Source organism: Mycobacterium sp. (assembly GCF_025965855.1).
Lineage (GTDB): Bacteria > Actinomycetota > Actinomycetes > Mycobacteriales > Mycobacteriaceae > Mycobacterium.
In genome coordinates, this window is the sequence record NZ_JAOPWB010000276.1 from 1 (window position 1) to 7673 (window position 7673).

The 7673-nt window shown below is 63.1% G+C and carries 6 protein-coding genes; 5 read left to right on the top strand and 1 reads right to left on the bottom strand.

The genetic code is table 11. The features are described 5' to 3' along the window. Both JWP83_RS23500 and JWP83_RS23505 read left to right on the top strand, forming a co-directional pair. A partial coding sequence (locus tag JWP83_RS23500) for a cupin domain-containing protein (protein ID WP_297735593.1) occupies positions 1-387 on the top strand: 387 nt, incomplete at its 5' end. Positions 388-589: 202 nt separating this feature from the next. Beyond that, a complete protein-coding gene (locus JWP83_RS23505; RefSeq protein WP_297735596.1) occupies positions 590-925 on the top strand; it encodes a DUF732 domain-containing protein in 336 nt (111 codons plus the stop codon). Positions 926-964: 39 nt separating this feature from the next. Here the strand turns inward: JWP83_RS23505 and JWP83_RS23510 are convergent, their stop codons facing one another. After that, positions 965-1711 carry an SDR family oxidoreductase gene (locus JWP83_RS23510; RefSeq protein ID WP_297735599.1) on the bottom strand — a complete coding sequence of 249 codons (747 nt, stop codon included), beginning with the start codon at positions 1709-1711 and terminating at the stop codon, positions 965-967. A 447-nt stretch (positions 1712-2158) separates the two neighbouring features. Here JWP83_RS23510 and JWP83_RS23515 point away from each other — a divergent pair, with 447 nt between their 5' ends. The 3 genes from JWP83_RS23515 (at position 2159) to JWP83_RS23525 (ending at position 7505) form a co-directional block, all read left to right on the top strand. After that, entirely contained in the window at positions 2159-3349 is a 1191-nt protein-coding gene (locus tag JWP83_RS23515; protein WP_297735607.1) for a PE domain-containing protein, read from the top strand. A 177-nt stretch (positions 3350-3526) separates the two neighbouring features. Continuing rightward, positions 3527-4177, top strand: a complete 651-nt coding sequence (locus JWP83_RS23520; protein WP_297735601.1) for a maleylpyruvate isomerase family mycothiol-dependent enzyme — start codon at positions 3527-3529, stop codon at positions 4175-4177. Between the two features lie 223 nt (positions 4178-4400). After that, positions 4401-7505 (top strand): hypothetical protein, encoded by a 3105-nt coding sequence (locus JWP83_RS23525; protein WP_297735604.1) that lies wholly within the window; start codon positions 4401-4403, stop codon positions 7503-7505. Positions 7506-7673 lie beyond the last annotated feature (168 nt).

The window sequence follows — 7673 nt, forward strand, 5'->3', positions numbered from 1 at the left end:
GGGGCACGCCGTGAACCGTTCCCGAGCGGGATGATCTGCCGGGCGCTGGAGATTCCGCCCGACGACCCCGACGTCGCCGAGCACCGCCGCGTGCTGGCCGGCCTCAATGAGCAGGTTCACCAGAAGCACCTGCCCAGTGAGACCGAGCTCGCCCGACACCCCAGCATGCACCGCACCGACACGCTGGACTGCCTCACCTGCGTGCGCGGCGAAATCTACCTGGTCACCGACACCGATGAGACGCTCATGCGGCCCGGCGACACCGTCATCATCCGCGGCACCAACCACGCCTGGAGCAATCGGTCCAACACCCCCTGCCTGCTGGTCGGCACCATGACCGACGCCACCCCACAAGACGAAAGGCAATCAGGAAAAGTCCGGGATTAGGGGTCGCTCCGGCTTCCCGAAGCGAATCCATCCGAGCTACGAGGGGTGGGTTCTGAGCGATGGCTTCAGGCATGACGACACGTGCGATTGTGACGTTCTGGTCGTAGAGGCGGCCTGATCATTGCCGACATCGCCCTGCGGCCGACAGGTGAAAGATAAAGAGACGCCAACTATGGCCATAAGAAGACCCGCTATCGGTTGTATGCGCACGGTGTTAGTGATTGGGGCATTGCTCGGCGGCGGAGTCGCTGCGGCCATCCCAGCCCAGGCACAGGGTCCGGATGATTTCCTTGATCACCTCAATAGCATCGGCATCGGCAACCGCGACGATAAGCACAACTCAGACCTGGTGGGGTTCGGCAACGTTATCTGCTGGCGACTCTACGGCGGCGAAGCGCCGGGCCAGATCACCGAAATGGTAATCACCAACTCCCGTTCCGGTGGCGGTCGGGAACTTACCCGCCAACAGGCCGAAGCCGCGGTGGGCTTTGCCATATCCGACCTATGTCCGGATGCGGTACCGGCTTCCGGACGTTAGCGCTCGTTGCTGTGATGCCGCAGAAGCAGCACCCTAGCGTTATAGCTGTCTTTCGCCGCCGTCGACGAACAGCTCGGTTCCGGTCATGAAGCTGCTCTCGTCGGAGGCGAGGAACAGCACCGCGGCGGCGACTTCCTCGGGCCGCCCCACCCGGCCCATCGGTACGTGCGACGCCTGTGCGTCGAGCAGCGCCTGTTCCTGGCCGCTCGGCGCCAGGCCCTTCAGTCCCGGCGTCTCAACTGGACCCGGTACGACGGTGTTAACCCGAATGCCCTTGTCGACCAACTCAGCCGCCCACGTCCGTCCCAGCGAACGGATGGCCGCCTTCGACGCCGCGTACACGCCCATTGCGGGTGTGCCCCCGTACGCGGCGGTCGAACCGGTCAACACGATCGAGGCTCCCGGTTTCAGGAGGGGCAGCACCTTCTGCAGCGTGAACAGGATTCCGCCAACGTTGATCTGGAATGTGTTGGCGAACTGTTCGACGGTCACGTCGGGCAGCGTCGCCAATTCGCCTCCGCCGGCGTTGGCGAACACAACATCCAGGCCGCGTCCACGGGCCCTGATGGCATCGGCAACGTTGTCGAGGTCCTCGAGATTGGACACGTCGCCGCGGATGCCGGTTGCTCCCGCTCCGATCGACGCCACGGCGTCGTCGAGAGTCTTCTGATTTCGCCCGGTGATGAAGACGTGTGCGCCTTCGGCTGCCAACCGCTGTGCCGTGGCGAGGCCGATTCCGGAGTTGCCGCCCGTGACAAGTGCCGTCTTGCCGGAAAGCTGACCCATGGTGATCTCCTATGTTCGAAGTCGGCGTAATGCCACAGCTCTTGGGTCAGTCCAACACATGACATATCACGTTATTCCTGCGACGCTAGGGTCATCACGAACTGCTCGTCGGGCGGGCAGGCGAACAGGCAGCTCGATGTGGTGTAGAAGCTGGGGTTCGATTCCCGGCAGCTCCACCAGGACTGCTGGTTAACGGATGAAAGTTCGATAACCGCCGGTACGTCAAGATCCGGGGTGCGGGATCACCATCTGTGGCATGGATCCGCCCCCGTACCCGGCCTAGGCGATGCGCCCGTTGACAGCTCTTTGCCCTAGCGCGACGTGCTTATGCCCACGTCACATCTCTACTTAGGTAGTTCCTGCAAACTTCTACGTGACCTCCGCCGCGTGGGCATAAGCTCTGGCTGTTCGGCGATCGGTATTGGACCCGGTAATGGGAGCGACGCGGTGTCGTATGTTCTTGCGTTGCCAGAGATGATGTCCGCCGCTGCCACGAACGTGGCTTCGATTGGTTCGGTGGTCGCGACGGCAAGCCAGGGCGTGGCGGGTGCCACCACTGGGTTATCAGCCGCGGCCGAGGACGAGGTGTCCGTGGCAATCGCTGGGCTGTTTTCCGCCCACGGCCAGGTCTATCAAGCTCTTAGCTCCCAGGCGGTGGCTTTTCATGGGGGGTTTGTGCAGGCATTGACGGGTGCGGCCGGTGCGTATGCCGCCGCCGAGGCGGCCAACGCTTCGCCTTTGGCGACCTTTGAGCAGGCATTGCTCGATGTTCAGCAGGAAGTTCAGCAGATCCCCACGACACTGGCCGCCGGATTCAACAACGAACTCGATTTTCTATTTTCAGACCCAGGCTCTCCACTCTTGGCGCTGTTTGCCAGCGACATCCCGCCGCTCTCGTGGTTCGCCGGAAACTCCCCGCCACGGTTGTTGCCGTTGCTGCTCGGAGAAACGGTGCAGCACACCACGTATAACGGGATGAGCGTCGTGCAGATCACGCCGGCTCATCCGACCGGCGACTTCGTGGTTGCCATTCACGGTGGCGCGTTTATCACCCCGCCCTCGATCTTCCACTGGCTCAATTACACGGTGACGGCCTACCAGACCGGCGCGACCTTTGAAGTGCCGATCTACCCGTTGCTGCAGCAGGGCGGCACGGCCGGCACGGTTGTGCCCAACATGGCCGGCCTCATCTCCTGGGAGATCGCCGCGCACGGGGCCCCGCACGTCAGCGTGATCGGTGACTCCGCGGGTGGCAACCTCGCATTGGCGGCCGCCGAATACATGGTGGCCCACGGTGATCCGGTACCGGCGTCGATGGTATTGCTCTCCCCGTGGCTAGACGTTGGGCAGGCCGGGGGGCAGATCGGCAGGGTGTTGGCGGGCAATCTTTCCGTGACCAACCCTGAGGTGAGTCCTCTGTTTGGGTCGCTCAGCGGACTTCCGCCGACGTATGTCTATTCGGGCTCGCTGGATCAACTCGCAACACAGGCGCTTGTCCTCCAGCAAGAAGCCGTAGCCCAAGGGGCACCGATGAGCTTCGTACTGGGCCACGGCCAAATTCACGACTGGATTCTGCTCTCCCCGGGCGGCCCCCAACACTGGCCGCAGATCGACCAAGAACTCGGAATCGTGCACTGACTGCGGATCACGCAAGCCCGACCCCGCACACGTCTTTCAGCCCATTGGGTCGAATGGTGCATGCACCGACTCGGCGGCCCGGGTTCTCAAGCCGGCGTTCGATGAATTGTGGAGTTGGCGCGGGTCTACCCCAAATGACGGCACCGATGTGACGGCCAATGTGAGGAATGGAGCGATATGGCGAGACCCCAGCACGACGACCTGTGGGCATTGGCGCGTGTCGAGCGCGCGGCGCTGGCGGAGGACCTTTCGGGCCTCAGCAAAGAGGAGTGGCGGCACGGCACCTTGTGCGGGAAATGGGACGTAGAGGAGGTCGTCGCGCACCTGACCGCCGCGGCGAGCCTGAATCGGTGGAAATGGCTGCGCAGCATGCTCGGCGCGCGTTTTCGCCCTGACGTGCACAACCAGCGGCGGTTGGTCGAGCACCGTGGTAGCACTCCCGCCGAGACGCTTGATCGGTTCCGTGCCGTTATCAAGAGCACCACCGCGCCCTCAGCCCATGTCCCGGCCTACCTCGGTGAGGTCGTTGTGCATGCTCAAGACATTCGTCGCCCTCTGGGACTGACGCGGACACCGAGCGTCGATGCGCTCACGCCCGTGGCTGCTTTCTTCGCCCGACGCAACTTCACTGTTGCCAGTCGTACCCACGTTGCCGGCCTCCAATTGCGGGCGGACGACGGGCCGTTTGGCGCCGGCAGCGGTTCCCTGGTCACCGGATCAACCCTTGCGCTGGTTATGAGCATGGCTGGTCGCCTACCCTACGTCGGCGAACTCAACGGCCCAGGGGTGCAACTCCTTTGGTCACGAGTACAAGCCGCCACAGCCTGAAGCGCGTTTGCGTTTCAGGAGAATCGATGGACCAATCCCTGAATGGGGCGCCTGGTTGTCAATGCCGTAGCGACGCGATCTGGGTTGCGAATCCATCAACGAGCCGCATGCGCGCGGTCTGAAGGATTCAAGTAGCCGACTACTCTAGCTGTCCCGGCGTCCACGGCGGAACCCTAAAGGGCGGGACGAAACAACACGTCGTTCGCGATGCAAAGGGGTTGGCATGGACGCCCAAGATTTGAAGAGCCCTGTGCACGACAGACCGACTGGCCAGGTCATCATGACCGCAGCGGCAAGCCCAGGCAGCATCGTGCCGACACGATTTCGTTGGTGGTCCGCCATCGCAAGCGCCTGCGGGAAAGCGGCATCCATAGGCATCCCGGTCGGCTTGGGCGTATATCTGTTCACCGCGCATTGGGGGAAGGCCGACCCGGAATACCTGTTCACGGTGACCTTTAGCAAAAATCCAGAATTCCTCCGGAAGGGAATACCTCCCTTTGTGACGAAGGCGCTGAGTGAGGCCCTGGACTTCGATCACTGGGTGATCCTGGGCTATTTCCTGGTGCTGCTTACCTGCGCCCTGGTCTTTACGTTTCTGGCGTTCTCCGAGTCCGGCAAGAAGCTAAGCCATTACATCCTTGCCGCGGCGCTAGTCGCCGCGTTCGCCCACCTACTCGAGGACGCATTGATTTATTGCGTAGTGACGCGGCCCCCTGGCGGGTTGCTCGGCCGAGTGCCGAACGCATTCTGGATCAATGCGCCCGCGGCGATGGCAACCGTGAAATGGTGCGCACTTGTCGTGGCGGTGATGGCGATACCGGCAGCTGTTTTCTCGACAGTCCGGGTGGTCCTGTCGCACCTGCGCATGCGCACGTACCGGCGACGACACGACGGCAGAAACTGGTGGGACGACGCGCTGTCGGCGCCGGCGCCGGAGCCACAGGAAGGCGACGTCGAGGCGGCCTGGCGTCAGGCCTACTACGTACCCGACGGCGAAGGCCGGGTCGGCAATCACGATGACGGCTCCGTACCGAAGCCAACGGCGCTGTGCTTGTCCGGCGGCGGAATCCGCTCTGCCTGTGTGGCGATGGGCGCAATGCAGCAGCTCGCCGGCCCACGAGGTGCCATCGCAGACGCATGGCCCGCCACACCGGCGCTTGACGATTTCGACTATGTGATCTCGGTGTCGGGGGGTGGGTTCAGTGCTGGGGCGCGGGTGCTCGGCGTTCAACGTGAGCCAACCCGAGGCCGTCGAGGCGGTGGCGCGATCGCGCCGTTGTCAGACCGCTTCAGCCCGGGCTCAGTCGAATCCGACTCCCTGCGCCGCCGCTGTGACTACCTCGCTGATTCACCGCTCGCGCTCCTGCGGGCGCTTGCCGAGGTATTCAAGAACCTTCTGGCATCACTGCTCATCGTGGCGTCGTCTGCCATCATCCTGGGCTGGCTGCTGGGCATATTCGTCAATTACTTTCCGTTCAGGGCGGTGGTCCCCCGTAAGGGTGGTGTATCGCCGATTAACCCGGATGCGCACCAGCGGTTGGATATCGAAGCGCTTCATGCCCGCCCGGTAGCGGCGCTTGCGGCCATCGCGATTCCCGTTGCGGCAGTGATCATCTGCGTCATTGGCGGTCTGATCTGCGAATGGGCCTCCGCGTCGCGGTGGAGCACCGCGGGGCAAAACGCTTTCGGCTGGCTGGGCCGCAGGGCCGCGTTGTTGGCTTTGCTGGTATTCGGTCTCAGCGTCGCCGGGCCCGCACTGATGTGGGTGTGTGTGCAGCGACCGGACAAAGGCCCGCTGGGCGCGATTGGCGGTATCGCGGCGGTTGTAGGCCTGCAGTACTTGACGACGCTTGTCTCGATGACATCGAAAAAGGACAGCCTGGCAAATCCCTCGCGGTGGCTGAAATTCGTCCCGTCGGGAGTCGTGCGCATCGCCCTAGTCGTGTTGACCCTGGGCGTGCTGCTGGTCGCATGGCTGCTATTGCTCGGAATCGCCGCCGGCTACGTCTTCAACATGGAGATCGATCAGGCGATCCTCCATCCAAGCCGCAGCCGCCAGCCGTTGACGTCTGACGTTCAGTGGCTATACCTGGGTGGGATTGCGCTGCTTGCGTTGCTGCTGAGTAGCTTTGATGTGACCTCGCTGAGCCTGCATCCGTTCTATCGGCAACGATTGGCCCACGCATTCGCGGTCCGCCGCCTCCGCGGGAAGGCCGTGGAGTACAGCCGCTGCGAGTCGACGTGGCTTGATCAGTACGGCAAGGCGCAGGCGGGTGGTCCGAAATTCGTGTTCGCCGCGGCCGCCGCCATCTCTGACGGTGACATCCGGCCCGCACCCGGCCTCAATGCCGTGTCGTTCGTCATGACCGCCGATTACATTGGGGGGCCGGCCCTTGGCTGGCTCAAGACTGCGGAAGTTCGCCAAGCGTCACCCCCGCGCATTGAACGCGATCTCACCGTACAAGCAGCGATAGCGGTGAGCGGAGCAGCGTTCGCCTCGGCAATGGGAAGACAGGGCAAAGGCATTCAGTCGCTGCTGGCGCTATCCGGTGCGCGGCTTGGAACCTGGCTTCCCAACCCGCTTTTCGTGAGGAACGCTCAGCTCAAAGCTGCCGACCCTTCCTTCCCCAAGGCGCTGCCTTCGGTGCGGGGAGCCGGGTATTTCTACCGAGAGCTGTTAGGAATCAATAAGTTCGATGCGCGACTCGTTCAGGTCACCGACGGTGGACACTACGAAAACCTTGGCCTCGTCGAGGCCCTGCGTCGGCGGTGTCGACTGATCTACTGCATCGACAGTAGCGGCGACGCTCCTCCGCTGCTGTCCGGTCTGTCCGAAGCAATCAGACTCGCGAGATTCGAACTCGGCGTCGAGATCACTATGGAGAACGGCGGACCGTTCGGTGTGGAAAATCTCGCACCGGGATCCGGCGACCAGTTCGTCGATAGTCATGCGTTTTGCAGCCTCAACGCCCGCGTCACCAAATGCGCTGTGGCACGGGGAAGAATCACCTACCCCGACGCAGCTGGCATCGAAACGGAGGAAGCCCGAACCGGATGGCTGATCATCGCCAAAGCGGTGTTGTGGCAGGAGTTGCCCGATTGGGTTTTGACCTACGCCGCGCAGAGTGGCGGCGCAGAGTTCCCTCACGACAACACATCTGACCAATGGTTTTCCGAGGGGCAGTTCGCCGCCTACACGGAGGTTGGTCGCAGTATCGCGGTGAGTGCCATGAAGGTTCCTTGTGACGGCAGCCTCCCCACGATCGGAACCCCCGTGCAGGCGGTGAACGGCGACGAGCCCGCGGTGCCGCCCAGACCGGCGGCATGACTACACAGAAGGAGTCTCCCCATGATTGCCCGCCCGAGTACGAGTCGCGCCCGTCACGCACGTGTGGGTCGGCTTGTGTGTGCCACCCTTTTCAGCGCGGCACTCGCGCTTGTCGTCAGCCCCTTCGTACACCCGGCCATCGTGCGCGCCGACATCAACCAGCAGTTC

Excerpts from the sequence above, each read along its gene's own strand:
- JWP83_RS23505 (WP_297735596.1), top strand. The coding sequence starts at position 590 with ATGCGCACGGTGTTAGTGATTGGGGCATTGCTCGGCGGCGGAGTCGCT.
- JWP83_RS23525 (WP_297735604.1), top strand. The coding sequence starts at position 4,401 with ATGGACGCCCAAGATTTGAAGAGCCCTGTGCACGACAGACCGACTGGC.
- JWP83_RS23510 (WP_297735599.1), bottom strand. The coding sequence starts at position 1,711 with ATGGGTCAGCTTTCCGGCAAGACGGCACTTGTCACGGGCGGCAACTCC.
- JWP83_RS23520 (WP_297735601.1), top strand. The coding sequence starts at position 3,527 with ATGGCGAGACCCCAGCACGACGACCTGTGGGCATTGGCGCGTGTCGAG.